Below are 25,652 nucleotides of genomic sequence, written 5' to 3'. Positions count from 1 at the left end.
GTTGGCGGAGGAATATCCCGCCATGCGACCGGAAGGCAAGCCGGGAAGGGCTGCAACCGGTACGGGAATGATCGCTGGCCCCTCAATTTGGGAACAATCACAGCGCTGACAGCGTCTCGGGTTCGGTCGGCGGGGTGATGGCGGGCGCTTTCTGGAAGACATCCGCGATCGCGCGCAATGCCCGCGTCGTCGTGCTCGACAGGACCGGAGGTCGGTCGGCCGTGTCGGCTGCCGGCGGCTGGGTTCCACTCTTTGCGGCTTCTTCGGCCTTGGCGATGGTCGCCGGATCGACGAAGGGGTTCTTGATGCCCGGGATGGGCCTCAGGTCGATGTTCTGGTGGGCATAGGCCATGAAACGCTGCCACACCATCGCCGGCAGCGAACCGCCGGTCATGTTGTTGGTGGGCGAGAAGTCGTCGTTTCCGAGCCAGACGGCGGCCGTATAGTTGCCGGTGTAACCGACATACCAGGCGTCTCGATAAGACTGGGTGGTTCCGGTCTTGCCGGCCGAGCGGATGTTGGGAAGTGCTGCCCGGCGGGCCGTGCCGACTTCGGGAATCTGCACCATGATCGAGTTCATCGACGCAACCGCCTGCTCGGACAGCACCCGGTGGGGCGGTGGCGCGTCCTTGCTGTAGTCGTAGATGAGCTGGCCGGAATGGGTGACCAACTGGGTGATGCCGTGGCGGGTGCCGACGATACCGTCCTGGGCAAGCACGCTGTAGCCGGTGGCCTGGTCCATGACCGTCAGGCCCGATGTGCCGAGCACCATGGTCTTGTGCGAGCTGACGGGAGACTCGACGCCCATAGCCTCGGTCATCGCCTTGATCGGCGGTATCGACAGGTGATCCTTGGCAAGGCGCACGGGCACGGTGTTGATTGATTTGACCAGCGCCGTCGTCAGCGACATGCGGCCGGAATAGCCGCGTGTGTAGTTTTTGGGCGACCAGGCACCCCAGCTGATCGGGCCGTCCGAGATGACCGATTCAGGCGTAAAGCCGTTTTCCATGGCGGTTGCGTAGACATACGGCTTGAATGACGAGCCGGTCTGGCGCTGTGCCCTGGTGGCGCGGTTGAACTGGCTGGCGCCGTAGTCGCGGCCACCGACGATGGCGCGCACCGCACCGTTGGTTTCGATCACGACAACGGCGCCTTCGGTGACGCGGTATTCCTTGCCGAACTGACGCAGGTGGAACTCGACCGATTCCTCCGCCGCCTTTTGGATGTTCATGTCGATCGTGGTGCGCGCGACGAGCGAATGGATGCCCGATTTGGCTGCGATCTTCTTGACCTCGTCGAAGGCCCAGTCGAGGAAATAATCGGGGCTCTTGCGGTCGCCGCGATCGACGATGTCGGCGGGATGGAGACGCGCCGACAGAACCTGCCCCTCGGTCATGAACCCTGCCTGCACGAGGTTGCTGAGAACGACGTTGGCGCGGGCGCGGGCGGCCGGAAGGTTGATGTGCGGGGCGTATTTGGTCGGGGCCTTGAACAGGCCGGCGAGCATCGCCGCTTCTGCGAGGTTGAGGTCCTTGACCTGCTTGCCGAAGTAGAAATCGGCCGCGGCCGCAATGCCGAACGTGCCGCCGCCCATGTAGGCGCGGTCGAGGTAGAGCTGGAGAATATCCTTCTTCGACAGGTTCGATTCGAGCCAGAGCGACAGGAAGGCTTCCTTGACCTTGCGCTCGACGGTGCGCTCGTTGGTGAGGAACAGGTTCTTGGCGAGCTGCTGGGTCAGGCTAGATCCGCCCTGGACGACGGAGTTGGCGCGGACGTTTTCCGACATGGCGCGGATCAGGCCGAGGAAATCGATGCCGTAGTGATCGAAGAAGCGCCGGTCTTCGGTCGCCAGGACGGCCTTGATGACGTGGTCGGGCATTTCGTCGACCGGGACCGAGTCGCGCTGGATGATGCCGCGCTGGCCGATTTCATTGCCATAGCGGTCGAGGAAGGTGACGGCGAAGTCGTCCTGGTTGCGCCAGTTGCCGGTTGTTTCCTGGAAGGCCGGCATGGCGAGCGCGAGCATCACCACCGAGCCGGCGGCGGCCATGGTGACCCCTTCGCTCAGGACCTCGATGACACCGCGGCGCCAGCCCTTGACGCGGAAGCGGCGGAAGAAAATGGTGGCGCTTTCCCAGAACTGCTGCGTGCGGAAACGCAGTTCGTAAAGCGAAGAGTCGAGCCAAGCATCAAGAGCGAGCAGGCCTGCTGCCAGGCGGCCTCGTTTCTTGCGTGGTTCTACGGGATTTTCCATTCGAGACGGGTCCGGCACGTGACTGCAGCTTATACCTAAATACGGGTGCTGGCGAATTCAGGGCACGCGTCCCTCGGCCCACGGCTGACTTGTCCCCGATTTTCGACGCCGCGACAAGAGGGGGGCGGCAAGCAGCCTGCGGAACAGGAAAATGCACCTCGATAGGAATATATTCTTGACACCGTGACGGTGCTTTGATAGTGTCCGGCTATCGTCAAAGAAGTGCAGCCAAAACGGGCAGCACGGCCAGGCGGTTCTCCCAATCATGATGCTGGAGGTTTCGTTGGTCGCGAGAGCGGACGAGCGATGGCGGGCGCTGCGCGCGCTCCATGAGGGCGCGACGCCGGACGTCGAGCTATTGTCGGTGGCAAGCGGCTATGCCGTGGCCAAGATAGAAAGACGTGCCGCGCGAGATGGCTGGATTGCCGCCGACGACTTCGCCGACCGGTTGGCCCGGTTGGCAGATTCGTTGATCGCGCAGGCAGAAGCCCTGCAGCCGGAAAACGAAGGCGGTTTCGACAAGGCGCAGGTCGACATGGTCGGCTCGATCATCAGGACGGTCGAGAAGATCAACGAATTGATGCGGGGAGGCGAGGCAGCGAAAATGAGCCAGACGGAGCGAGATGCAGAAATGGCAGATGTGCTCGCAAGGATCGACCGACGCATCGTCGAACTTGCCAGAGACTATGCAAGAGTGCTTTGCGCAAACGAATCTGAACTGGCGCCAAGGTAGCCTGATCGCAAGAGAGTGGTATCGGTCGGCGCGAATCCAGCAATATCTGCTCGAAGCCGAGCCGGCGACGTGGCTGGTGGTGGGCGGGCGTGGCGCCGGCAAGACCCGGCTGGGGGCCGAGTGGGTCAATTCCATGGTGCGTGGGTTCTCGCCTTTCGCATCCAGGCGGCATTCGCCGATAGCCTTGGTCGGAGAGACCCTTGCCGACGTGCGAGAGGTGATGATCGAAGGACCGTCTGGCATCGCAACGATTTCGCGTCATGACAGGCCGCGTTTCGAGCCGAGCCGCAAGAGGCTGGTCTGGGACAGCGGCGCCGTGGCACAGATTTTCTCCTCGGAGGACCCCGACAGCCTGCGTGGGCCGCAGTTTCAAGCTGCCTGGTGCGATGAGCTTGGATGCCCGGCGATCGACAAGGGGCCGAACCAGCCCAACATGTTTCCGGACGTCAAATCGTCCGAGAACGGAACGCCATACTTTTCGAACGGCGGCCGGTCGGACATTGCACAGCGCCGCCTGCTCGAAGCGCACGCCGCGCATTGGGATCCGGCGTCAGCCGGCTTCAACGGGGCGTACAATCCGCTGTCGCCGGTATATGGCGGCCGCATGGTCGATGTGGCGCGCAGCTACGTTTGGGCGTGGGACGCGCGTCCCTATCCGGTCTTCCCACTGCAGTCGCGAGTCTGGTCCGATGGCGCCGGCTGGCATCGCGGCCATTGGCTGAACGGCCGTTTTGGCAGCCCGACGGTTGCCGATCTCATCAACGCCATCCTGCGCGATCATGGACTGCCGCCGGCCAATGTGGATGGCGTCGAGGGAACGGTCACCGGCTATGTGATCGCCGACCCGGCGTCGGCGCGGGGTGCGCTCGAACCGCTGGTCGACTTGTTTGGCCTTTCCGCGAGCCAGCAACCGGGCGGACTGGCATTCAAGCGGACGACAGCCTCGAACATCGCCGCAATCGAACTGACCGACCTCGCGTTTGACGGCGAGAACGCCGTGGCCGAGACCGCACGCAGCCCCGATCACGATCTGCCGGCGGAGGCGATCCTCAGTTTCCGCGACCCGGTTGCCGACTATCAATCGGCTTCGGTCAGGAGCACGAGATTTGCCGCGGTGGGCAGTCGCCAGCACGGCCTGTCATTTCCTGGCGTGCTGGAAGCCGGGCAGGCGCGCATGCTTGCCGACGACTGGATGCGGCGGACCTGGCAAGAGCGCGAACGTGTCAGCTTCGCCCTGGCCGAGCCACGGGCGGATATCGTGCCCGGCACGATCATCAAGCTTCCTGCCTCCGGCAGCACGTCTGAATTCCTCGTGACCGAGATCGAACAGGGGTTGGTTCGCAAGGTTGCCGCACGGCAGATGGCGCGATCGGTGCCGGCGCCCTGGCGTTCATCGAATCCTGGCGTTGCAGCCACCGCCCCGGTTGTTGCGGGACAGCCCCACGCCGTATTTCTCGATCTTCCGATGATGGATGGCAGCACGGCAAATCCGCACCTGCAATTTCGCGTCGCGGTGACGCAAACGCCCTGGATGAGCCAGGCGCTGTTCGTTTCACCGGAGGAGACCGGCTTTGCGTTGCGCGGGTCGGTCGGTCGCCGTGCCGACATGGGCGTGCTCACGGCGATGCTGGCGCCTGGAAAGGAAGGCAGGATCGACCGCGCGGCAGCTCTGACCGTTGAGCTTTACGGAGGCGAGCTGGCGAGTGTCAGCCGGCTGCAGCTTCTCAACGGCGCGAACCTCGTCGCTGTGCGGTCTGCCGGGGGCGCCTGGGAAGTGCTGCAATTCGAAAGTGCCGAGGAAATTGCACCGGAGATTTGGCGATTGCGCGGGCTGTTGCGCGGGCAGTTTGGGACCGGCGATGCCGCTGCCGCCGGCGCTGCTGTTGGCGCAGACCTGGTCGTCCTCGACGAAGGGGTGGTGCCTTCCGGTCTGTTGGCCGGCGAGGCCGGTTTGCAGCTCAACTGGCGCGTCGGTCCGCTGGGTGCAGATTTCTCCAGCGCCAGCTTCTCTGCATCAAGCGAAACAGGAGGCAAGCGCGCGCTGATGCCATTTTCTCCCGTTCACCTCAGGGGAAGGCGGGCGGGAGCCGGCGATCTTTCGCTGTGGTGGATCAGGCGTGGACGTATCGACGCCGACAGTTGGGAAGCTAGCGACATTCCGCTCGGCGAGGAGCGGGAGGAATATCGCGTCGAGGTATCGGCCACAGGCGGTGGCGTGCTCCGCTCGGCCACCGTCTCGACGCCGGCCTGGATCTACGCTGCGGCGGACATCGTTGCCGATTTCGGCGTCCCGCCGCCGGCGGTCGACATCACGGTGCGCCAGTTGAGCGTCGCCGCAGGCCCGGGCCTTCCTGTCACAAGACGGTTTTCGCTCGCCTGAGGCGGGTGGGTCATTCAGCTGAAAGGATCGAACATGTTGAACCTGAAACCCTGGTATCTCTCGCGAACGATCTGGGCCTCGGTGGTGACCATGCTGGTAGGCGGGGCCGGGCTTGCCGGGTTGCCGCTCGACGGCATCGACAACTCCGCGTTGACCGATACCATCCTGCAGGCGATCACTGCTCTTTCGGGGCTGGTTGCGATCTTCGGCAGGTTGGCGGCCAAGCAACGCATCGGCAAAGGCTAGCAGACTTGCAATGGCGTCGATTGCATGAATTCATCGTTCATTCCACGTTCAGCACTGGCGTATTAGAAACCTCGACATGAAAACGCTTCGCTCCATATTCCGGCCAACGATTGCAGCGCTCAGCGCCGCCGGCCTTTTCGCCGTGTCGGCGAACGCCGCGCCCCTGCGCACGTTGGAAGGCGGCGAGATCCTGGTGGCGGCCGCAGATTGCTATTCGATCGGCCAGCAGGTGGCCGACCAACATGGCGGCACCTTGGCGCGCGCTTCCGAATCCAATCAGGGCGGGCAGTCGGTCTGCGTGATCGTCGTGCTGGTTCCTGCAAAGGATGGCCAGCGTCCGCGCCGCGTCGAGGTCGTTGTGCCGGCCAACTAGTCCGGATTTCCCGCTCGCCCGGAATCGCCTATATCTTCTGCCATCGTTCCACTGGTCGCAAAATCGCATGCGCATACTCGTCGTTGAAGATGACAAGGACCTGAACCGCCAGATCTCCGAGGCGCTGACCGACGCCGGCTATGTCGTTGACAAGGCCTTTGACGGCGAGGAGGGGCATTTTCTTGGCGACACCGAACCCTACGACGCGATCGTGCTGGACATCGGCCTGCCGCAGATGGACGGCATCAGCGTTGTCGAACGCTGGCGCCGCGAAGGGCGCAAGATGCCGGTGCTGATGCTGACGGCGCGTGACCGCTGGAGCGACAAGGTCGCCGGCATCGACGCCGGAGCTGACGATTACGTCACAAAGCCGTTCCACATCGAGGAAGTTCTGGCGCGGGTGAGGGCGTTGATACGTCGCGCAGCCGGTCACGCCTCCTCGGAACTGTCGTGCGGCCCGGTCAGGCTCGACACCAAGGCGTCCAAGGCCGACGTCAACGGCGTGCCGCTGAAGCTGACCTCGCACGAGTTTCGCTTGCTCGCCTATCTCATGCACCATATGGGCGAGGTGGTTTCCCGCACCGAACTGGTCGAGCACCTCTACGACCAGGACTTCGACAGGGATTCCAACACGATCGAGGTGTTCGTCGGTCGCCTCCGCAAGAAGATGGGCATCGATATGATCGAAACCGTCCGCGGCATGGGCTACCGCATGCGCGAGCCGGAGGCGTAAGGCGGAACAGCTTCGCAAACGACTGGGTCGCTGGAAGCGTTACGTGCTGGGCCTCGGCCCGCGTTCGCTGGCATTCCGCGTCATCGCTTTTTCGACGGTGTGGGCGATCCTGGCGTTTGCGCTGATCTTCACGGTCATAAGCTCGCTCTACCGACAGACCAGCGAACGCGGTTTCGACAGTCTGCTGTCGGCGCATCTCTTCAATCTCATCGGCTCTGTCGGCGTGTCCGACAGCGGCACGCTCACCGGAGGCCCCGATCTCGGCGACCTTAGGTTCTCGGAACCGGAATCGGGCTGGTACTGGTCGGTCGAGCCGGTTTCCAAGGGACTTGTCGGGCAACTGCGCTCGTCGTCGATGACCGAACCGGTGGCGTCGCCGAGCGTCGATGACGTCCCGTTCAATGCCGAGTTTCAACGCCACTACCGGGTCGATGGCATCGTCGGCGAGGAACTGGAGGTCTTCGAGACCGAGTTCGTGCTGGATTCGCAAAACCGCATCGCGCGCTTTCGCGTGATGGGCAACCGCACGGAACTCGAGGACGAGATCAGAGGCTTCGAGTGGCGTCTCTTCACCTATCTGTCGCTGTTCGGCTTCGGCATGATCGCGATCAACGCGATAGCGATCCTGCTCGGACTGCAGCCGTTGACGCGGGTGCGCAACGCGCTGGCCATGGTCCGCGAGGGCACGGCGCAACGCCTGACCGGACGTTTCCCGGCCGAAATCCAGCCGCTCGCCAACGAGACCAATGCGCTGATCGAAAACAACCGCCGCATCGTCGAGCGATCGCGAACCCAGGTCGGCAACCTGGCGCATTCTCTGAAAACACCGCTTGCGGTGATGCTCAACGAGGGGCGTGCGCTTGGCGGTGCCAAGGGACAACTCATCGCCGACCATGCGACGGCGATGCAAAAGCAGATCGACCATTATCTCCAGCGGGCACGGGTCGCCGCGCAACGCGAGAGTGTCGTCTACCGAACTCCCGTCGCACCGCTGTTGCAGCGCATGGTTCGGGTGATGGAAAAGCTGACCCGTGGCACCAGGATCACCTTGACCTTGCCGGAAACTGAAGTGGTCTTCGCCGGAGAACGGGAGGATCTCGAGGAGGTTGTCGGCAATTTGCTCGAAAACGCGATGAAATGGGCGCACAGTGCCGTCAAGGTTTCGGTGGAGCCGGTAGCAGCTGTCGGCGAAGAACCGCCGCGCTTTTTGCTCCAGATCGAGGACGACGGCCCGGGAATTCCTGAGGACAAGGCGCGCGAAGCGATGCAGCGCGGCAAGCGTCTCGACGAGACAAAACCGGGCACCGGCCTCGGTCTCGCTATCGTCGCAGATCTGGTCAAGGAGTATGGCGGGGCGCTTCGATTGGAGCGATCGGCGATGGGCGGATTGAAGGCCGTCGTCGAGTTACGCGGCGTGCAATAGAAATGGCTGGCCGAATCGGCCCCATTTCGGCCAAAGATGCAATCTAACGCGGCGCCAAGCCCTTGTAAGCGGAAGCAAATTCGGAACCGGTGATGAGCATGAGACTTCGGGTGGCACTGGTTGCGGGACTGCTTGCCGGCTCCGGATGCACGACCTCCGGTTTGAGCAGCGGCGGCGGAATCGTGCCGGCGCTCGGCGGCGGCGATAGCGGGGCTTCCAACGGCAAGGTTGCAGCGCGCATCATCAACGCGATGGATGGCGGCTTGATCGGTGGTTCGATCGGCAATGGCCTGAGCGATGGTGACCGGCGCAAGGCGCTCGAGGCCGAGTACCGCGCACTGGAATACGGCCAGGGCGGACAGGGCGTTGCCTGGAAAGGCGGGTCCCGTTCCGGCGAAGTCGTCGCCGCGCAGCCGTATCGGGTCGGATCGCAGGACTGCCGCCAGTATTCGCAGACCGTGTTCACGACAGGCACGCCGCTGGTTGCTCGCGGTACGGCCTGCCGCAACGCGGATGGCAGCTGGACGCCTCTGACCTGAATTGTCACGCGTTGTTGCTTTGGCAACGGCGCCCGCCGTCAATAAGCCGCAGGACGGAGATGTTGGCAGCATGGAGGCTGCTAGCTATTTAGGTGCCATGCTGTTCTGGGTCATAGCCGCTGTATTGACACTTGGTGCGAGCCTTGCGGTTCTGTTGCCCTTGGCGCGACAGGCCGAAGGCGAAGCCGACACCAGCCACGACCTTGAAGTCTATCGCGATCAACTGACCGAACTCGACAAGGATGCCGCGCGCGGGCTGATCGCGCCCTCCGAAGCCGAGCAGGCACGCGCCGAGATTGCGCGCCGTATTATCAAACTCGATGCGGAAAGCGGGTCGAAGGCGAAAAGCGCATCGCCGCTTGCGCCGCGGCTGGTCGGCGTTGTCGCCGTGCTGGCGATTCCTGTGCTGACCTGGAGCATCTACACGGCGATCGGCTCACCGGATGTGCCGTCGCAGCCCTTGAAGGCACGTCTCGAGCAGAAGCCGGCCGACAGTTCGGTCGACGAACTGATTGCCCGTGCCGAGGCGCATCTGATCGCCAACCCATCGGATGGCCGAGGATGGGACGTTCTGGCACCGATTTACCAGCGCATGGGCCGGGCCGACGACGCCGTCACCGCCTATCGCAATGCGATCCGCCTCGAAGGCTCCACCGCCGCACGTCAGTCGGGTCTTGGCGAGGCAATCGCCGGCGTTTCGGGCGGCATCGTCACTTCTGAGGCCAGCGTTGCCTTCGAAGCCGCACTCAAGCTCGAGCCTGCCAATCCAAAGGCCCGCTATTTCCTGGGCCTGGCTCTGGCCCAAGAGGGCAAGGTTGCCGAGGCGGCCATCGCCTGGCGTCAGCTGGCCGAGAGCTTGCCGGCGGATTCGCCATGGCGTTCAGTAGCCGAACAGGCCGTTGCCCAGGCAGAAGCGCCTGGCGCCCCGGCTAACCAAGCGGCGGGTGCTCCCGGGCCGAACCAGAGCGACATCGATGCTGCAGCCTCCATGTCGTCGGGCGATCGCACGGCGATGATCGAAGGCATGGTTGCGACCTTGGACGAGAAGCTGCGCCAGAACCCGCGCGATCCGGAAGGCTGGCTGCGGCTCGTGCGTTCCTATCAGGTGCTCGGCAAGACCGAACTGGCCCAGGAAGCGCTGGGGCGTGCCTACGAAGCGCTTGGCCGCGACAGCGAGGATGGCCGCAAGCTCACCGAACTGGCCGGCTCGCTTGGCCTGAAGGTCACGGAGTAGCCCATGACGCGCAAACAGAAACGCCTGTCGGTCATCGCTGGTGCGCTGGCCTTTCTCGGCGCGGCGACCGCGCTTACCTTTTATGCGCTCGGCCAGAAGGCATCCTATTTCTACATGCCCGCCGACCTGCAGGCGGCGACCCTCGAGCCAGGCCAGCGCATTCGTCTCGGCGGTCTCGTCGAGAATGGCACCATCGTTCGCGGCCAGGGCACCGAAGTTGCGTTCGGGGTCACCGATTCCGAAGAAACGGTCAAAGTGCGCTACACTGGCCTTCTGCCCGATCTGTTTCGGGAAGGTCAGGGCGTGATCACCGAGGGTAGCTTTGGATCGGACGGCGTGTTTGTCGCCGACAGCGTGCTGGCAAAGCACGATGAGAATTACATGCCCAAGGAAGTCGCCGACAGCCTGAAGGAAAAGGGCGTCTGGCAGGAAAGCACGCAATGAACGGCGGACGGTGCTGACATGGTCGAAATGGGTCACTTCGCGCTTGTCCTGGCGCTCGTCTTGTCGCTGGTGCAGTCGCTGGTGCCGCTCTACGGAGCCTACAAGGGCGACGCGAAGCTGATGGCGGTCGGCGGTCCCGTGACCGTCACCGGTTTCGCCATGATCGCGCTTTCCTTCACGGTCCTGACGCTGGCCTATGTCCAGTCCGACTTTTCGCTCGTCAACGTCTGGGAGAATTCGCATTCGCTCAAGCCGATGATCTACAAATTCACCGGCACATGGGGCAATCACGAAGGCTCGATGTTGCTTTGGGTGATGATCCTCAGCTTCTTCGGTGCGTTGGTTGCGGCCTTCGGCAGCAATCTTCCGGCCACGCTTCGGGCAAATGTGCTCGCCGTCCAGGGCTGGATCGGCACGGCTTTCCTGCTCTTCATCCTGATCACGTCGAATCCTTTCACCCGACTGATCCCGGCGCCGATCGAAGGCAAGGATCTCAATCCGATCCTCCAGGACATCGGCCTCGCCGTGCATCCGCCGCTGCTTTATCTCGGCTATGTCGGCTTTTCGGTCTGTTTTTCCTTCGCCGTGGCAGCGCTGATCGAGGGGCGCATCGACGCTGCATGGGCGCGCTGGGTACGCCCGTGGACGCTGGCCGCCTGGGTGTTCCTCACCGGTGGCATCGCCATGGGCTCCTACTGGGCTTATTACGAACTCGGCTGGGGTGGCTTCTGGTTCTGGGATCCGGTCGAGAACGCCTCTTTCATGCCCTGGCTCGCCGGAACCGCGCTGTTGCATTCGGCCATCGTCATGGAAAAGCGCTCGGCGCTGAAGATCTGGACGCTGCTCCTTGCCATCCTGACATTCTCGCTGTCGCTGCTCGGCACCTTCCTGGTACGCTCGGGCGTGCTGACCTCGGTGCATGCCTTTGCCAGCGATCCAAGCCGAGGCGTGTTCATCCTCGGCATCCTGACCGTGTTCATCGGTGGCTCCCTGGCGCTGTTTGCGCTGCGCGCGTCCTCGCTGACGGCCGGCGGCATCTTCCATCCCATCTCGCGCGAAGGCGCGCTGGTGCTCAACAACCTGTTCCTGACCACGGCCACTGCTACCGTGCTGATCGGCACGCTCTATCCGCTGGTGGTCGAGGCGCTGTTCGGCGAGAAGATTTCGGTCGGCGAGCCGTTCTTCAACCTCACTTTTGGCCCGCTGATGATGCCGCTGCTTGTGCTCGTGCCGTTCGGGCCGCTGCTCGCCTGGAAGCGCGGCGACGTTGCAGCGGTGGCGCAACGGCTGATGTTTGCTTTCGGCGCTGCCCTTCTGGTCGTCCTCGTCACCTTCCTGTTCATCGACGGCGCCTCGGTCTTCGCCGCGCTTGGTGCGGGCCTTGCCGCCTGGCTGGTACTCGGAGCGCTGACCGACCTCTCGCTGAAGGCCGGCATTGGCAATGTCGCGCCGAAGGTCGCGCTGCGCCGCTTCCTCGGCCTGCCGCGATCGGTGTTCGGTACGGCGCTCGCTCACCTCGGCCTTGGATTGACCCTGCTCGGCATCGTCGGGGTCCTGTCGTTCGAGAAGGAGGCGATCCTCGTCATGAAGCCCGGGCAGGTGCTGGAGATCGCCAGTCACCGCCTCCGCTTCGAGGGCTTGCAGCCTGTGCGCGGACCCAATTTTACCGAAGACCAGGGGCGTTTCTCGCTGCTTGGCCCTGCCGGACAGCCGGTTGCCGAGATCGTCTCGGCCAAGCGCTTCTATCCTGTCCGCCAGATGCCGACGACGGAGGCCGGCATCAAGACGTTGTGGCTCAGCCAGCTCTACATCTCGCTAGGCGATGAAGCCAACGACGGAGCGGTGGTCGTGCGTGTCTGGTGGAAGCCGCTGGTGACCTTGATCTGGGGCGGCACGCTGGTGATGATGGCGGGCGGCTTCGTGTCGCTGATGGACCGTCGGCTGCGCGTCGGTGCGCCGGCGAAGCGCAAGTCGCTCAAACCCAGCCCGGTCGTGACATGAAGACGAAACTGCCGGCCATTGCAGGCTTCCTTGCCGCCTTCCTTTTCGCGGGGACGGCGCTTGCGGTGAAACCCAGCGAGATGCTTGCCGATCCGAAGCTGGAGGCGCGCGCGCGCCTGCTGTCGGAAGAGTTGCGCTGCATGGTCTGCCAGAACCAGTCCATCGACGAATCCGACGCCGAATTGGCCGCCGACCTGCGCGTGCTTTTGCGCGAGAGGCTGGTCGCCGGCGACAGCGACGAACAGGTGATGGACTACATCGTCTCGCGCTATGGCGAGTTCGTCCTGCTAAAGCCGCAGTTCAACCTGCGCAACGCCTTGCTGTGGGGTACGCCGCTGCTGCTGCTGCTCGGCGGCGGCGCTTTCGTTTTCTTGTCGGCGCGCTCGCGGCGCAGGCAGGAACCGGCCGCCTTGAGCAACGACGAGCAGGAAGCGCTCGACGCGATCCTGCGCAAGGACGTCTGACACGGCCAACATTACGAAAGTTTCATGCTTCGGAAATGGTGCCGTAATGTGAGCCTCTCTATCTCTTGAGCCATCGGATGCGAATCCAGGGCATCCCGTTCAAGAGGATCAGAGACTATGAGCAACGCTCCCACCTCCCTTTCGCGTTCGCGCAAGCGTTTCATGGCCGCCGCCGCTTCCGTTGCCCTCGCTGGCGCGATCGGCATTGGCGCAGTTGCAGGCGGAACGGCACCGGTTTTCGCCGAAGCCGTGCGTGTCGAGGCACCTCAGGCGCCAGGCTTTGCCGACGTCGTTTCGCAGGTTTCCCCCGCTGTCGTCAGCGTCCAGGTCAAGGCCAAGATTGCACCGGCATCGGACCGTGGCGACTCGCCTTTCTCAGACCAGCAGGGTTTCGACAACCTTCCCGACAATCATCCGCTGAAGCGCTTCTTCCGCCAGTTTGGCGAAGATGGCACCCAGAACCGCGCTCCGCGCTCCAACCGTGGTGATCGTGGCCAGATGAAGCCGCGTCCGGTTGCCCAGGGGTCGGGCTTCTTCATCTCCGAGGACGGCTATCTCGTCACCAACAACCACGTTGTCGAAGATGGCAGCGCCTATACGGTGGTCACCGACGACGGCAAGGAATACGACGCCAAGCTGATCGGCACCGACCCGCGCACCGATCTGGCCGTGCTCAAGGTCGAAGCCGACACCAAGTTCACCTATGTCGGCTTTGCCGATGACGCGAAGGTGCGGGTCGGCGACTGGGTCGTGGCTGTCGGCAATCCCTTCGGCCTAGGCGGCACCGTCACTGCCGGTATCGTCTCGGCCCGCGGCCGTGACATCGGCGCTGGTCCTTATGACGACTTCCTGCAGATCGACGCTGCGGTCAACCGCGGCAATTCGGGCGGTCCCGCCTTCAACCTCAATGGCGAAGTCGTCGGCATCAACACGGCCATCTTCTCGCCTTCTGGCGGCAATGTCGGCATCGCCTTCGCCATTCCTGCCTCGACCGCCAAGCAGGTGGTGCAGGACCTGATGAAGAGCGGCAGTGTCCAGCGCGGCTGGCTCGGCGTTGAAATCCAGCCGGTCACGTCGGACATCGCGGAGTCCCTCGGCTTGAAGAGCGAGAAGGGTGCCCTTGTTGCAAGCGCCCAGGACACCGGCCCGGCCAAGAAGGCGGGCATCGTTGCCGGCGACATCATCACCGGCGTCGACGGCCAGGATGTTGCCTCGCCCAAGGAACTGTCGCGCCTGATCGCCGGCATCACGCCCGGAAAGTCGGTCGACATCACGGTCTGGCGCAATGGCAAGGCCGAAACGGTCAAGGTCGGCCTCGGCGAGATTCCGGGTGGCGACAATCAGGCCTCTGCCGATCAGTCGGCTGAACCCGGCGAACCGACCTCGCTGGCAGACCTCGGCCTGACCGTCACGCCATCCGAGGACGGCAAGGGTCTCGTGGTCACCGATGTCGATCCGTCCAGCGATGCCGCCGATCGCGGCATCCAGGCTGGCGACGTCATCACCTCGGTCAACTCGGTCGAGGTCAAGGGTCCGGCGGACGTCTCGGCTGCCATCGAGCAGGCGGCGAAAGCCGGCCGCAAGGCGGTGCTCTTCCAGATCAGCCGTGAAGACACCAACCGCTTCGTCGCCCTGCCTGTCGGCCAGGGCTGAACGGTCTCTCCCGTCGGGCGGTTTCATCACCCCCGAGCCGCTCGATGGGAGCTGACGGTGCCGGATAGTTTGTCAGTCTTCGTTCCGGCCCCGGCGGCAGCGGACTTCCCATCGCCCGCTGCCGCTTTCGCATGCAAGAGGAGTACGACATGGCGCCTCTGATCTCAGGCAAAATCGTTTATAACGGCGGCATGAAGATTCTCGTCATCGAAGATGACCGCGAGGCAGCGGATTATCTGCAGAAAGCTTTCGCCGAGGCCGGACATACTGCCCATGTGGCGGGTGACGGCGATTCCGGTTTCGCGCTTGCGGACGCTGGCGAATACGACGTCATGGTCGTCGACCGCATGCTGCCCCGCCGCGACGGCCTGTCGGTGATCGCCGGTCTGCGTTCGCGCGGCAATACCACCCCCGTCCTGATCCTGTCGGCTCTCGGCGAGGTCGATGACCGGGTGACCGGCCTGCGCGCCGGCGGCGACGATTACCTGACTAAGCCCTACGCCTTCTCCGAACTGCTCGCCCGCGTCGAGGTACTGAACCGTCGTGCGCCGGCCCGCGAATCCGAGACGGTCTACCGGGTCGGCGATCTCGAACTCGACCGGCTCTCCCATTCGGTCCGCCGCTCCTCGCAGGAAATCACCCTGCAGCCGCGCGAATACCGCCTGCTCGAATATCTGATGCGCCACGCCGGCCAGGTGGTGACGCGCACGATGCTGCTCGAAAACGTCTGGGACTATCATTTCGATCCGCAGACCAACGTCATCGACGTCCATGTCTCGCGGCTGCGCGGCAAGATCGAAAAGGGCTTCGACAAGCCGATCCTGCACACTATCCGCGGCGCCGGCTACATGCTCAAGGCCGGCTGATGGCGCTCAGGCTGCCGGCCATCATGAAAACCACGGCGGCGCGCCTTTCGGCGCTCTATTTGTTGCTGTTTGCCCTGTGTGCGGTGCTCCTGGTCTTCTACATGACGTCGCTGTCGGCGCGCATGCTGTTGGCTCAGTCGCAGGAAACCATCAACGAGGAAGTGCAGGGCCTCGGCCGCGCCTACCAGCGCGGCGGTATCCCGGTTCTTGTGCGCGTGGTCGAGCAACGCTCGCGCCAGCCGGGCGCAAACCTCTATCTGCTGGCCGATCCCAACGGTCGCATCCTTTCGGGCAATGTCCAGAGCATCCAGCCCGGTGTCCTGCAGCGCGAGGGCTGGACCGCTCTGCCGTTCTCCTACGAGCGCTATGGCGAGGCCTCCGGCCGACGTTCCCAGGGTGCTGCCGAGCAGGGTGAAGCCGAAGCCGCCACTGAAGTCGGGCACAATGCCATTGCCGTGGTCCTGCGCTTGCCCAACCAGATGATCCTGTTGGTCGGCCGCGACCTCGGCGAGCCCGAGCGTTTCCGCGACGTCATCCAGCGCTCGCTGATGCTGGCGCTCGGCATGATGGGGTTCGGCGGCTTGCTGATCTGGTATTTCGTCGGCCGCCGCGCGCTGAAGCACATCGACGGCGTTTCCGAGGCCAGCCGGCGCATCATGGGGGGCGACCTGAGCGGCCGCCTGCCGGTCACCGGTGCTGGCGACGAGTTCGACCGGCTGTCCGAGAACCTCAACGCCATGCTGGCCCGCATCGCCCATCTCAACGACGGGCTGAAGCAGGTCTCCGACAACATCGCCCACGATCTCAAGACGCCGCTGACGCGCCTGCGCAACCGCGCCGAAGCTGCATTGTCGGGCAAGAAGACCGGCGCCGATTATCGCGAGGCGCTGGAAGGCACCATCGCCGAATCCGACCAGCTTATCCGCACCTTCAACGCCATCCTGATGATTTCGCGGCTCGAGGCGGGCTACTCCGCCGAAACCGTGGCCAAGGTCGACCTGGCTGCGGTCGTTCGGGACGTCGTGGAACTTTACGAGCCTGTCGCCGAAGAACTGGGCGTCGGCCTCGAAGCAACGATCGACGGCGACTTTGTCGTCAGCGGCAATCGTGAACTGATCGCCCAGGCGCTTTCGAACATCGTCGACAACGCCATCAAGTATTCCGCAGGCGCAGTCGAAAAACCTCATGTCGATGTCACCTTGCGACGCGAGGGCGACGAAATCCGGGTCCAGGTCGCCGACAACGGCGAAGGCATCCCCGACGAAGGCGACCGCAAGCGCGCCACCGAGCGCTTCGTAAGGCTGGAAAAGAGCCGGTCGCAGCCGGGTTCCGGCCTTGGCCTCAGTCTCGCCAAGGCCGTGATGAAGTTTCACAATGGCCGGCTTGATCTCCTGCCCGGCAATCCCGGATTATCGGTCCTGATGGGTTTCCCCGGACCGAAGGACGAATAGATGAAAACTGCTGCCAGACAGAAAGCGACCGAATGGCGGCTGGAGCCCAAGATCGAGATCGCACCGCTCGATCCCGAACGTGCCTGGCGGGAACTGTCCGAACTCGCCGTCTTGGCCAAGGAGGAGGGCCTTGATCGGCTCGCCTCGTTCCTGAAAGCCAAGGGCCCGGCCCAAGGGTTGCTTGCCGCAGTCTTCGACCTTTCGGAGTTCATGCGCCACAGTGCCAGGCGTCAGCTCGAAATGCTCGACCGGTTGTTTGACCGGTCGATCGAGCAGCGGCTTCAGGAAATCGGCGAAGCGATCGCGGCATCCCCCCGTGAGGAGGGAGTGACGGAGGCCACGCTGATGATGCGGCTGCGCCGGCTGAAGGCGGAGGCCCATTTCCTCATCGCACTGGCCGACCTCTCCGGCGAGGCAACCGCCTCTGCCAGCGTTCACAGGCTGAGCGAGCTGGCCGACCTTTGCACCAGTGCGGCGGTGAACTTCCTGCTCAGGGATGCGCATGACCAGGGCAAGCTCAAGCTGTCCGATCCCGACAACCCGACTGTCGGTTCCGGCTGGATCCTGCTCGGCATGGGCAAGCTCGGCGCCCACGAATTGAACTTCTCCTCCGACATCGATCTCGTCGTGTTCTTCGATCCCGAGGCGCCGGCGATCATCGACCCGCTCGAAGCGACCGAGCTGTTCGCGCGCCTGACCCGTCGCCTGGTCCGCATCATGCAGGACCGTACGGAGCACGGTTATGTCTTCCGCACCGACCTGCGCCTGCGCCCCGATCCCGGATCGACGCCGCTGGCGATCTCGGTCCAGGCCGCACTGCACTACTATGAAAGCCGCGGCCAGAACTGGGAGCGGGCGGCGATGATCAAGGCGCGCCCGGTGGCGGGCGATATCGCTGCCGGCGAAGCCTTCCTGAAGGAGCTGCAGCCCTATGTCTGGCGCAAATACATGGACTACGCGGCCATCGCCGACGTCCACTCGATCAAGCGCCAGATCCACGCCCACAAGGGCCACGGCGAGGTCGCCGTCAAAGGCCACAACGTCAAGCTCGGCCGCGGCGGCATCCGCGAGATCGAGTTCTTCGTCCAGACCCAGCAACTGATTGCCGGCGGCCGCTTTCCCGAACTGCGTGGCCGCGCCACCGTGCCGATGCTCGACCAGCTCGCCGTGCGTGGCTGGATCACCATGGAAGCCCGCGACGCCCTCGAACGGCAGTACTGGTTCCTCCGCCGCGTCGAGCATGCCATCCAGATGGTCGCCGACGAACAGACCCATACCCTGCCCGAGGACGACGAGGGGCTGGAGCGCATCGCCCACATGCTCGGCTTTGCCGATGCAGAAGCCTTTTCCAGGACCTTCCGCGCCTCGCTGCAGGAGGTCGAGCGGCATTATGCGGCGCTGTTCGAAGCCGCGCCCGAGCTTTCCGCCGGCATCGGCAACCTCGTCTTCACCGGCGATGTCGACGACCCCGACACGCTGCACACACTGCGCCAGCTCGGCTTCCAGCGGCCGTCGGACATCTGCCGTGTCATCCGCAGCTGGCATTTCGGCCGCTATCGCGCCACCCAGTCGGCCGAAGCCCGCGAGCGCTTGACTGAGCTCACCCCGGCGCTGCTCGAAGCCTTCGGCAAGACGCGCCGGGCCGACGAGGCACTGATGCGCTTCGACGAGTTCCTCGCAGGACTGCCGGCAGGCATCCAGCTGTTTTCGCTGCTCCAGTCCAATCCGGCGCTGCTCAAGCTGCTCGCCACCATCATGGGTGCCGCCCCCCGGCTTGCCGCCATCATCACGCGCCGGCCGCACGTCTTCGACGGCCTGCTCGATCCCGCATTGCTGTCCGAACTGCCCAACCGCGCCTATCTCGCGACCCGTCTCTCGGCATTCCTCGAAAGCACCCGGCTCTACGAGGACGTGCTCGACCGCCTGCGCATCTTCGCCGCGGAACAGAAGTTCCTGATTGGCGTCCGTTTGCTGGCCGGTGCGATCGATCCGGCACGCGCCGGCAAGGCCTTCTCCGATCTCGCCGACCTGACCGTGGGTGCTGCCCTTGAAGCCGTCGAGGCCGAGTTCGCCCGCCGCCATGGCAAGGTGGCAGGCGCCCGGGTGGCGATCTTGGGCATGGGCAAGCTCGGCAGCCGCGAACTGACCGCCGGTTCCGATGTAGACCTGATCCTGCTCTACGACCACCTTGAGAACGCCGAGGAATCCGACGGCGACAAGCCGCTTGCCCCCTCGCACTACTATGCCCGCATGACCCAGCGCCTCATCGCGGCGGTATCCGCGCCGACCGCCGAAGGTGTGCTCTACGAACTGGATCTCCGGCTGCGCCCTTCGGGCAACAAGGGGCCGGTCGCGACCCACATCTCGTCCTTCCGCAAATACCAGCGCGAGGAAGCCTGGACCTGGGAACACATGGCGCTGACGCGCGCGCGGCCCATCGCCGGGAACGCCTCGTTGTGCGCCGAGGTCGAAGCCGAGGTGGCCTCCATCATCGCCTTGCCGCGCGATACCGCCAAGGTTGCCGCCGAGGCGCGCGACATGCGTCAGATGATCGAGGACGAAAAGCCGCCGCACGACCTCTGGGACATCAAGCTTGTGTCCGGCGGGCTGATCGACCTCGAATTCATCGCCCAGGTGGCGGTGCTGACCGGCAGGATCGAAGGAGAGGGCCATGCCACCGGCACGGCCGACACGCTTCACCGGCTCGCGCCCGGCTTTGCCGATGCGCAGGTGCGGCAGGACCTGGTCGAAGCCTATGGGCTCTATTCGGCCATCACACAGATGACGAGGCTGTGCCTCACCGGTGCGTTCGAGCGGAACGATGTTCCGCCGGGGCTGTCGGACCTGCTGCTTGCGGCAACCGACCTTCCCGATTTCGGCGTGCTGGAGGCACATCTCAAGGAGACGTCGCAAACGGTCAGGACACACTTCGACCGTTTGCTTCGTGCGAAGCGCAAGTGAGGGCGGTGGGACGCCATGCTTGGGCTTCGATCAGCATCGGGGGTGTCGATGCAACAGGAGAAACCCCATGAGCAAGTCAACGAAGATCGCCATCGCCTTTCTCGCCCTCGCGGGCACGGCCGGCACCTCCGCCTTTGCCGCCGCGCAGCCCTCGCGCGGCCAGGGCATGAAGCCGCAGATGCGCTTCGAGCGGGCCGATGCCGACAAGAGCGGTGACGTCACCTTCGAGGAGTTCACGGCGGCGATGAACGAGCGGCTGGTCGACGCCGACGGCAATGCGGACGGCAAGATCACCGTCGCCGAGGTGGCCGACCAGATCCAGCGCATGCGCGCCGAGCGCATGGCCGAACGTCTCATCAAGCGGTTCGATGCCAATGGCGACGGCGAACTGACCAAGGCGGAGATCGAATCGCGCCAGAAGAAGATGTTTGCGATGATGGATCGCAACGACGACGGCAAGATCGTCAAGGACGAGATGCCGACCCGCAACGGGCATGGCAAGCGTCACCAGCAGTAACGCCGGCTTGCCGCCCCGGGGGCTTTGACCTCCGGGGTGGCCTCAGGCTGCCTTGGCCAGCCGCTCGATCCGGCGCACCGGTATGCGCACCGAAACGATCGTTCCGACGCCTTCGGTGGACCTGATTTTCAGCGCGCCGCCATGCAGCTCGGCCAGCGAGCGCGAAATGGCGAGGCCGAGGCCTGAACCTTCGTGGTTCTTCGAGAACTGGTTCTGCACCTGCTCGAACGGACGGCCGAGCTTGCCCAGCGCGTGCTTGGGAATGCCGCAGCCATTGTCTTCGATGCTCAGTGTCAGCGCGCCCGAGGCGTTGCGTGCCCGCACCGTGATGCGGCCGCCATGGCCGGTGAACTTCACCGCGTTGGACAGCAGGTTGATGACGATCTGCTTGATGGCGCGGCGGTCGGCGAACAGTGTCATCTGCTCGGCGATCTGTGTCTCGACGGTAATCGATTTCTGCGCCGCCTGCAGCGAGACGACCCTGACCGTCTCGCGGATCAGCGGGCAGAGGTCGATCTCTTCGCGATCCATCGAGAACTGGCCGGCCTCGATCTTCGACATGTCGAGGATGTCGTTGATGACACCCAAGAGATACTTGCCGCTGGAGTTGATGTCGCGGGCATATTCCTCGTAGCGCGGCGAGCCGAGCGGTCCGAACAGCCGTCCCTCCATCAGCTCCGAAAAACCGATCACCGCGTTGAGCGGCGTACGAAGTTCATGCGACATGTTGGCGAGGAATTCCGACTTGGCGCGGTTGGCCGCCTCGGCGCGCTCGGTTTCCTTCATGTACTTGCGGTTGAGCTCGACCAGTTCGCCCGAGCGTTCCTCTTCGGAGCGACGCGCCAGGCTGAGATCGTGGATCGTCGCCATCAGCCGGCGCTCGCTCTCCATTAGCTTGTCCTGGTGCTGCTTGATCTGGGTGATGTCGGAACCGACAGACACAAGGCCGCCGTCGCGGGTGGTCAGTTCGTTGACCTGCAGCCAGCGCCCGTCCGCCAGCTGGCGTTCATAGGACGCGCCGGCACGCGGGCCGTTGGCGCTGGCCAGCCGCCGCTCTGACACGAAAGCGACCATGCGCTCTTCGAGATCTTGGCGGGCCGTACCCGGCAGCACGTCACGGTCGCTCAGGCCGTTGTCGTGCTGGTATTTCGAATTGCACATCACCAGCCTGTCGCTGGCGTCCCAAAGCACGAAGGATTCGGTGATGTTCTCGATCGCCGCCCGCAGCCGCTGGTCCGCGGCCTCCGAGCGCAGCGCCAGATGCCGCTGCTCGGTAATGTCGACGGCAATGCCGGTCATCTGGATCTCGGGGGCTTCGGGGTCGACGACCTGGGCGCGGGCGCGCATCCACACCCAGCGGCCATCGGCATGGCGCATGCGGAAGACACGGTCGATATGGTCGACTTCGCGGGCCACCACCTGGTTGGCCAGTTCGAACAGGTCGCCGTCTTCGGGGTGGATGATGCGCGCCACTTCGCCGAACGACAGCATCGCCTCGCAGGCCTCGTAGCCGAGCAACTGGTACATCGAGCCCGACCAGTACATCTTGCCTCGAACCATGTCCCAATCCCACAGCCCGCATTTGCCGCGGACAAGGGCGAGATCGATGCGCTCATGCGCTTCGAGATAGATGCCGTCGGCGGCCTGGGCGCGCGCCGCCTGGCTGAAATAGGCATAGAGGATGATGATCAGGATGCCGGCCGTCATCACGAACAGCGCGACGTTGAGCGACACCGTCTTGCGCCAGTCGGCGAACACGGCCTCCTTCGGCACCATGGCCGCCGCTGCCGCCCGCTTGTCGTCGGCGAGGCTGACCGCTGCCAGCCAGTCCTGGCCGCCGATGCGGATGTCCATCACGCCGGCGCGGTCGCCGAACATGAACAGTGGCTGCCCGCCCGAGATGATGGCGTCGAGTGACTGGCCCTGCCAGCCGGTCGACTGCGGGCTGACCGCGACGACGCGGAAATTCCCGTCGGTCAGCGCAATCACATGGCTGCGGCTCAGCGTGCCTTGCTGGCTCGTGCGCTCGAGCAGGTCATGGCTGGCGGCGGCGAAGGGCACGTCGGTCGTGGCGCCTGCCATCAGCGAGTTGACCAGCTCACCGGCCGAAAGCGCCAGGATAGCCTTGGCGTTGCGTTCGACATCGTCGCGCAGGGCCATCATCGACAGGAAGCGCGCACCGGCAACGACGATCAGGAAGATGACAATCAGCGTCGGAATGGAGCGGCGAAGCAGCGGCTCGGCGGCAAGGAGCCGGCGGTACGCGGGCTCCGCGATAAGACGTGCATTGCCCGACAGGCCAGCGCCACGCGCCTGCCTGCGACGGCCAAAAGCAGTCTCATCGGGCGCGCCCCACGCGTCCGCCTTTGCCATAATTGGCTCCCCAAATCCCGTTTCCTGGTAGATGATCCGGCATACACCGAACTTCCGAATCGTCACTAAAGAATCAAAGCTGATTCGCCTTGTCCAGTGGGGCGTGGGAAAAAGATTAAAATTCGGCTAAAAGTCAGCGGAATGAGCGGCGCAGCAAAACGGCGGCCCCTGTTTCGGGAGCCGCCGCGTTCTGGAACATTGCCCTGGGAAGCGAATTCAGGTCAGATCGGCCTCGCCTGAATTTCTCGGCGCTTGTCAGGCCAACGTGCGTTCGATGATGTCGCGCAGATCGGCCGACAGCCCTTCCTTGGCTTGCATCGAGAGCAGGGCCGCACGCGCCTTTGCCTGGCGCTTGGGTTCGAGCGAACGCCATGACCTGAGCGCGGTGGCGAGGCGTGCGGCGACCTGCGGATTGCGCTTTTCCACCGTCAGTACGGATTCCGCGAAGAAGGTGTAGCCGGCACCGTCGGCGCGGTGGAAGCCGGTCTGGTTGGCGCTGGCAAAGCCGCCGATCAGCGAGCGCACCCGGTTGGGGTTGGCAATCGAGAAGGCCGGGTGCTCGGTCAGCGCCTTGACGGCATCGACTGCGCCGGCGCCGGGGGCCGTCGCCTGGATCATGAACCACTTGTCCATGACCAGCGGATCGCTGCGGTAGCGCTTGTCGAATTCGGCCAGCGCCTCCTTCGCCTCCTCCGAGCCGGCATGGCGATGCGCCAGCACGGCAAGGGCGGCCGCACGGTCGGTCATGTTGGTTGCCGAGGCGAAATGCGCTGCCGCGCGCGCGGCGCCGCCCGGCAGGATGGCGAGATAGTCGAGCAGCGTGTTGCGCAGCGCTCGCCGGCCAGCACTTGCGGCGTCCGGCGAGAACGGACCCGACATGCGCAAATCGTCGTAAAGCTGCGAAAAGACTCCGCTGTTGCCTTCCGCCATCTTGCGCGCCAGCGCCTCGCGCCCGGTGAAGATGGCGTCGGGGTCGATGTTCTTGCCGATATCGCGGGCAATGTCGGCTTCGCCCGGCATGGCCAGTGCCAGCGCCCGGAAGGCATGTTCGAGCGAGCCGTCGCCGGCGATGCGTCCGGCCAATGCCGCCAGGTCCGCGCTCAACTCGGGCCGCTTGCCGCCGAGGATGTCCTTGAAGGCACCGATGGTGGCGTCGGTCAGGAGCGTGTTGAATGCCTGCCAGCGCGAGAACGCATCGCTGTCGTGCGAGGCGAGGAAGATCTGGTCCTCCGGGCGCTGCTCGACGGTCAGCGTGATCGGTGCCGAAAAGCCGCGGTTGACCGACAGCACCGGCCGTTCGCTCACTCCGGAGAAGGTCACCACATGCTTGCGCTTGCGGACGTGGATGACGCCGTTTTCGACGGTCGCACCCTCGGCGCTGCCATAGGCCATGTCCTTGCCGTCGGCGCCGACGAGGCCGAAGGCGAGCGGGATGTGCATCAGCCGCTTGCGGCTTTCCGACGGTGTCGGCGGCACCGATTGCTCGATCTCGATGGTGAATTCTGCCGTGGCTGGGCTATGCGATGCCGTCACGCTGAGGTTCGGCGTACCCGCCTGATGGTACCAAAGCGCGAACTGCGACAGGTCGCGGCCCGACACGTCCTCGAACACCTTGAGGAAGTCCTCGATGGTCGCGGCATCCCCGTCATGGCGCTCGAAATAAAGGTCCATGCCTTTGCGGAAGGTCTCCGCGCCCAGCACCGTGCGGATCATCCGCACCACTTCCGAACCCTTCTCGTAGACGGTTGCCGTGTAGAAGTTGTTGATCTCGCGATAGCGCCTGGGGCGAACCGGATGCGCCAGCGGCCCCTGGTCCTCTGGGAACTGGTGGGCGCGCAGCGTGCGCACCTCGGCGATGCGCTTGACCGGCCGCGAGCGCTGGTCGGCGGAGAATTCGTGGTCGCGGAAGACGGTCAGGCCTTCCTTGAGGCAGAGCTGGAACCAGTCGCGGCAAGTGATTCTGTTGCCTGTCCAATTGTGGAAATATTCATGCGCGATGATCGCCTCGATATTGGCGAAGTCGGCGTCCGTCGCGGTCTCCTCGTCGGCAAGCACGTACTTGTCGTTGAAGATGTTCAGACCCTTGTTCTCCATCGCGCCCATGTTGAAATCGGACACGGCGACGATGTTGAAGACGTCGAGATCGTATTCGCAGCCGAACACCTCTTCGTCCCATTTCATCGATCGGCGCAGCGAATCCATGGCGTAGCCGGCCTGGTTCTCCTTGCCGTGCTCGACATAGATGCCGAGCTCGACCTCTCGGCCCGAAGCCGTGACGAAGCGGTCCTTGATGCAGCCGAGGTCGCCGGCGACCAGCGCGAACAGGTAGGACGGCTTGGGGAAGGGGTCGTGCCAGACCGCATAGTGCCAGCCGTTGGCGAGATCGCCATGCTCGACCGGATTGCCGTTGGCCAGCAGTAGCGGCGCCTCGGCGCGCTCGGCCTCGATGCGCACGGTGTAGACCGACAGGATGTCGGGCCGATCGAGGAAATAGGTGATGCGGCGGAAGCCCTCCGCCTCGCACTGCGTGCAATAGACCTTGCTGGAGCGATAGAGGCCCATCAGCGCCTCGTTGCGCGATGGTGCAAGCTCGGTCTCGATCAGCAAGGTGAAGTGCCCTGAGGCCGGTGGGGTGTAGATGACCAGCCGCTCGGGCGTGGCGTCGAAATTGGCGGCATCGACCGTCTCGCCGTCGATTTCGATCCGGCGCAATGTCAGCCCGTCGCCGTCGAGTTCCAGTTGCACCGGCTTGTCGACGCCAGCGCGCCGCTCGATCGTCAGCCTTGCCACCACCCTTGTGTTGTCTGCGCCGAGGCGGAAGTCGAGTTCGGTCCTGGGGATCAGGTAGTCGCTCGGCCGGTAATCCTCGAGACGAAACACCTGTCCGGTATCAGTGCGCATGTGGTGGGCCTTCCTGTCGACGTCCGAACGCTGGCTGCATGCTGGTAGAACAAATATGCGGCCGCTGCTCTTTACACGAAACGCCCCCTCGGCAAAACTGTTCGGG

The 25,652-nt window shown here is 64.2% G+C and carries 19 protein-coding genes; 16 read left to right on the top strand and 3 right to left on the bottom strand.

Going from position 1 to position 25,652, the window contains the following annotated elements; genetic code table 11:
* Nucleotides 1-97: 97 nt before the first annotated feature.
* Nucleotides 98-2,254, bottom strand: coding sequence for a PBP1A family penicillin-binding protein (locus CO731_RS22140; protein ID WP_108608832.1), 2,157 nt, complete (start codon nucleotides 2,252-2,254; stop codon nucleotides 98-100).
* Between the two features lie 283 nt (nucleotides 2,255-2,537).
* Between CO731_RS22140 and CO731_RS22135 the strand changes: the two genes are divergently transcribed.
* The 16 genes from CO731_RS22135 to CO731_RS22060 all read left to right on the top strand — a co-directional run bounded on the left by CO731_RS22135 (nucleotide 2,538) and on the right by CO731_RS22060 (nucleotide 20,272).
* Nucleotides 2,538-2,987, top strand: a complete 450-nt coding sequence (locus CO731_RS22135; RefSeq protein ID WP_159091678.1) for a hypothetical protein — start codon at nucleotides 2,538-2,540, stop codon at nucleotides 2,985-2,987.
* Nucleotides 2,941-5,367 (top strand): glycoside hydrolase TIM-barrel-like domain-containing protein, encoded by a 2,427-nt coding sequence (locus CO731_RS22130; RefSeq protein WP_108608830.1) that lies wholly within the window; start codon nucleotides 2,941-2,943, stop codon nucleotides 5,365-5,367. Before CO731_RS22135 ends, CO731_RS22130 begins: the two co-directional genes overlap by 47 nt.
* Before the next feature lie 33 nt (nucleotides 5,368-5,400).
* Nucleotides 5,401-5,613 carry a hypothetical protein gene (locus CO731_RS22125; RefSeq protein ID WP_055978469.1) on the top strand — a complete coding sequence of 71 codons (213 nt, stop codon included), beginning with the start codon at nucleotides 5,401-5,403 and terminating at the stop codon, nucleotides 5,611-5,613.
* A gap of 76 nt (nucleotides 5,614-5,689) precedes the next feature.
* Nucleotides 5,690-5,986 carry a hypothetical protein gene (locus CO731_RS22120; RefSeq protein ID WP_108608829.1) on the top strand — a complete coding sequence of 99 codons (297 nt, stop codon included), beginning with the start codon at nucleotides 5,690-5,692 and terminating at the stop codon, nucleotides 5,984-5,986.
* Between the two features lie 67 nt (nucleotides 5,987-6,053).
* Complete coding sequence (locus CO731_RS22115; RefSeq protein WP_055978403.1) at nucleotides 6,054-6,719, top strand: response regulator transcription factor; 666 nt, start codon at nucleotides 6,054-6,056, stop codon at nucleotides 6,717-6,719.
* A 46-nt stretch (nucleotides 6,720-6,765) separates the two neighbouring features.
* Nucleotides 6,766-8,142 carry an ATP-binding protein gene (locus CO731_RS22110; RefSeq protein WP_245439941.1) on the top strand — a complete coding sequence of 459 codons (1,377 nt, stop codon included), beginning with the start codon at nucleotides 6,766-6,768 and terminating at the stop codon, nucleotides 8,140-8,142.
* Nucleotides 8,143-8,234: 92 nt separating this feature from the next.
* Nucleotides 8,235-8,681 carry a hypothetical protein gene (locus CO731_RS22105; RefSeq protein WP_245439463.1) on the top strand — a complete coding sequence of 149 codons (447 nt, stop codon included), beginning with the start codon at nucleotides 8,235-8,237 and terminating at the stop codon, nucleotides 8,679-8,681.
* Nucleotides 8,682-8,778: 97 nt separating this feature from the next.
* A complete protein-coding gene (ccmI, locus tag CO731_RS22100) occupies nucleotides 8,779-9,915 on the top strand; it encodes a c-type cytochrome biogenesis protein CcmI (RefSeq protein ID WP_108608826.1) in 1,137 nt (378 codons plus the stop codon).
* A 3-nt stretch (nucleotides 9,916-9,918) separates the two neighbouring features.
* Entirely contained in the window at nucleotides 9,919-10,359 is a 441-nt protein-coding gene (gene ccmE / locus CO731_RS22095) for a cytochrome c maturation protein CcmE (protein ID WP_108608825.1), read from the top strand.
* Nucleotides 10,360-10,377: 18 nt separating this feature from the next.
* A complete protein-coding gene (locus CO731_RS22090; RefSeq protein ID WP_108608824.1) occupies nucleotides 10,378-12,360 on the top strand; it encodes a heme lyase CcmF/NrfE family subunit in 1,983 nt (660 codons plus the stop codon).
* Nucleotides 12,357-12,824, top strand: a complete 468-nt coding sequence (locus CO731_RS22085; protein ID WP_108608823.1) for a cytochrome c-type biogenesis protein — start codon at nucleotides 12,357-12,359, stop codon at nucleotides 12,822-12,824. The genes CO731_RS22090 and CO731_RS22085 overlap by 4 nt, the downstream gene beginning before the upstream one ends.
* Before the next feature lie 117 nt (nucleotides 12,825-12,941).
* On the top strand, nucleotides 12,942-14,477 hold the full coding sequence (locus CO731_RS22080; RefSeq protein ID WP_108608822.1) for a Do family serine endopeptidase: 1,536 nt from the start codon (nucleotides 12,942-12,944) through the stop codon (nucleotides 14,475-14,477).
* Nucleotides 14,478-14,668: 191 nt separating this feature from the next.
* On the top strand, nucleotides 14,669-15,343 hold the full coding sequence (locus CO731_RS22075; RefSeq protein ID WP_108609987.1) for a response regulator transcription factor: 675 nt from the start codon (nucleotides 14,669-14,671) through the stop codon (nucleotides 15,341-15,343).
* On the top strand, nucleotides 15,343-16,794 hold the full coding sequence (locus tag CO731_RS22070; protein ID WP_108608821.1) for an ATP-binding protein: 1,452 nt from the start codon (nucleotides 15,343-15,345) through the stop codon (nucleotides 16,792-16,794). Before CO731_RS22075 ends, CO731_RS22070 begins: the two co-directional genes overlap by 1 nt.
* Entirely contained in the window at nucleotides 16,795-19,755 is a 2,961-nt protein-coding gene (locus CO731_RS22065) for a bifunctional [glutamine synthetase] adenylyltransferase/[glutamine synthetase]-adenylyl-L-tyrosine phosphorylase (RefSeq protein WP_108608820.1), read from the top strand.
* A gap of 67 nt (nucleotides 19,756-19,822) precedes the next feature.
* The gene (locus CO731_RS22060) at nucleotides 19,823-20,272 is read left to right on the top strand and encodes an acid-shock protein (RefSeq protein ID WP_108608819.1); all 450 of its coding nucleotides are present in this window, start codon (nucleotides 19,823-19,825) and stop codon (nucleotides 20,270-20,272) included.
* A 42-nt stretch (nucleotides 20,273-20,314) separates the two neighbouring features.
* Here the strand turns inward: CO731_RS22060 and CO731_RS22055 are convergent, their stop codons facing one another.
* Both CO731_RS22055 and pepN read right to left on the bottom strand, forming a co-directional pair.
* Nucleotides 20,315-22,645 (bottom strand): ATP-binding protein, encoded by a 2,331-nt coding sequence (locus CO731_RS22055; protein ID WP_108608818.1) that lies wholly within the window; start codon nucleotides 22,643-22,645, stop codon nucleotides 20,315-20,317.
* 255 nt (nucleotides 22,646-22,900) lie between these two features.
* Nucleotides 22,901-25,546 (bottom strand): aminopeptidase N, encoded by a 2,646-nt coding sequence (gene pepN, locus CO731_RS22050; RefSeq protein WP_108608817.1) that lies wholly within the window; start codon nucleotides 25,544-25,546, stop codon nucleotides 22,901-22,903.
* Nucleotides 25,547-25,652 lie beyond the last annotated feature (106 nt).

The sequence above is a fragment of the Aminobacter sp. MSH1 genome, assembly GCF_003071665.1.
GTDB classification, from domain to species: Bacteria; Pseudomonadota; Alphaproteobacteria; order Rhizobiales; family Rhizobiaceae; genus Aminobacter; species Aminobacter niigataensis.
This window is presented reverse-complemented; position numbering and strand designations above follow the sequence as displayed.

What these genes read in the sequence shown, in the direction of transcription:
- CO731_RS22140 (WP_108608832.1), bottom strand. Translation starts at nt 2,254, where the DNA reads ATGGAAAATCCCGTAGAACCACGCAAGAAACGAGGCCGCCTGGCAGCA.
- CO731_RS22130 (WP_108608830.1), top strand. Translation starts at nt 2,941, where the DNA reads ATGCAAGAGTGCTTTGCGCAAACGAATCTGAACTGGCGCCAAGGTAGC.
- CO731_RS22125 (WP_055978469.1), top strand. Translation starts at nt 5,401, where the DNA reads ATGTTGAACCTGAAACCCTGGTATCTCTCGCGAACGATCTGGGCCTCG.
- CO731_RS22120 (WP_108608829.1), top strand. Translation starts at nt 5,690, where the DNA reads ATGAAAACGCTTCGCTCCATATTCCGGCCAACGATTGCAGCGCTCAGC.
- CO731_RS22115 (WP_055978403.1), top strand. Translation starts at nt 6,054, where the DNA reads ATGCGCATACTCGTCGTTGAAGATGACAAGGACCTGAACCGCCAGATC.
- CO731_RS22105 (WP_245439463.1), top strand. Translation starts at nt 8,235, where the DNA reads ATGAGCATGAGACTTCGGGTGGCACTGGTTGCGGGACTGCTTGCCGGC.
- ccmI (WP_108608826.1), top strand. Translation starts at nt 8,779, where the DNA reads ATGCTGTTCTGGGTCATAGCCGCTGTATTGACACTTGGTGCGAGCCTT.
- ccmE (WP_108608825.1), top strand. Translation starts at nt 9,919, where the DNA reads ATGACGCGCAAACAGAAACGCCTGTCGGTCATCGCTGGTGCGCTGGCC.
- CO731_RS22090 (WP_108608824.1), top strand. Translation starts at nt 10,378, where the DNA reads ATGGTCGAAATGGGTCACTTCGCGCTTGTCCTGGCGCTCGTCTTGTCG.
- CO731_RS22085 (WP_108608823.1), top strand. Translation starts at nt 12,357, where the DNA reads ATGAAGACGAAACTGCCGGCCATTGCAGGCTTCCTTGCCGCCTTCCTT.
- CO731_RS22080 (WP_108608822.1), top strand. Translation starts at nt 12,942, where the DNA reads ATGAGCAACGCTCCCACCTCCCTTTCGCGTTCGCGCAAGCGTTTCATG.
- CO731_RS22075 (WP_108609987.1), top strand. Translation starts at nt 14,669, where the DNA reads ATGAAGATTCTCGTCATCGAAGATGACCGCGAGGCAGCGGATTATCTG.
- CO731_RS22070 (WP_108608821.1), top strand. Translation starts at nt 15,343, where the DNA reads ATGGCGCTCAGGCTGCCGGCCATCATGAAAACCACGGCGGCGCGCCTT.
- CO731_RS22065 (WP_108608820.1), top strand. Translation starts at nt 16,795, where the DNA reads ATGAAAACTGCTGCCAGACAGAAAGCGACCGAATGGCGGCTGGAGCCC.
- CO731_RS22060 (WP_108608819.1), top strand. Translation starts at nt 19,823, where the DNA reads ATGAGCAAGTCAACGAAGATCGCCATCGCCTTTCTCGCCCTCGCGGGC.
- CO731_RS22055 (WP_108608818.1), bottom strand. Translation starts at nt 22,645, where the DNA reads ATGGCAAAGGCGGACGCGTGGGGCGCGCCCGATGAGACTGCTTTTGGC.
- pepN (WP_108608817.1), bottom strand. Translation starts at nt 25,546, where the DNA reads ATGCGCACTGATACCGGACAGGTGTTTCGTCTCGAGGATTACCGGCCG.